General features: G+C 45.8%; 2 rRNA genes. Both read right to left on the bottom strand.

The features are described from left to right. A 16S ribosomal RNA gene (locus LRP83_RS23125) occupies nt 1–546 on the bottom strand; the annotation flags it as partial. A gap of 310 nt (nt 547–856) precedes the next feature. Then, nucleotides 857–972, bottom strand: a 5S ribosomal RNA gene (gene rrf, locus LRP83_RS23120). Nucleotides 973–977 lie beyond the last annotated feature (5 nt).

The raw sequence follows: 977 nt of genomic DNA, 5'->3' as shown, positions 1-977 counted from the left end.
CTACGTATTACCGCGGCTGCTGGCACGTAGTTAGCCGTGGCTTTCTGGTTAGGTACCGTCAAGGTACCGGCAGTTACTCCGGTACTTGTTCTTCCCTAACAACAGAACTTTACGACCCGAAAGCCTTCATCGTTCACGCGGCGTTGCTCCGTCAGACTTTCGTCCATTGCGGAAGATTCCCTACTGCTGCCTCCCGTAGGAGTCTGGGCCGTGTCTCAGTCCCAGTGTGGCCGATCACCCTCTCAGGTCGGCTACGCATCGTCGCCTTGGTGAGCCATTACCTCACCAACTAGCTAATGCGCCGCGGGCCCATCTATAAGTGACAGCTTGCACCGTCTTTCAGCTTTCCTACATGAGTAGAAAAGGATTATCCGGTATTAGCTCCGGTTTCCCGAAGTTATCCCAGTCTTATAGGCAGGTTGCCCACGTGTTACTCACCCGTCCGCCGCTAATCAAAGGAAGCAAGCTCCCAATGATTCGCTCGACTTGCATGTATTAGGCACGCCGCCAGCGTTCGTCCTGAGCCAGGATCAAACTCTCCAATAAAGTGTTTGATTAGCTCATAAAGTTTACTCTGGCTTAGTTCCAACTTCCTTTAGAAGAAAGTTTTCACTTAATTTGTTATTGTTTGGTTGTTTAGTTTTCAAAGAACAATTTATTGAGACAACTTTTATATCTTATCATCGATAGTTTTCATTGTCAACAACTTATTAATATTTTATAAATAAAGATTAATAGTTTTGTTTGACAGATTGATAGTATAACACCATCGGTGTTACCAATCAACTATAAGATTTTACCAATCCCAATTATTAATGAGATAAAAAAAGACATGGACATAATCCAATGTCATTTCGCCTGGCGACGTCCTACTCTCACAGGGGGAATCCCCCAACTACCATCGGCGCAAAGAAGCTTAACTTCCGTGTTCGGTATGGGAACGGGTGTGACCTTCTTGCCATCGCCACCAGACTGTA

The organism is Pseudoneobacillus rhizosphaerae (genome assembly GCF_917563885.1).
Taxonomy (GTDB): Bacteria; Bacillota; Bacilli; order Bacillales; family Cytobacillaceae; genus Pseudoneobacillus; species Pseudoneobacillus rhizosphaerae.
The sequence above is the reverse complement of the archived record's forward strand: the minus strand, read 5'-3'. Positions and strand labels throughout refer to the sequence as shown.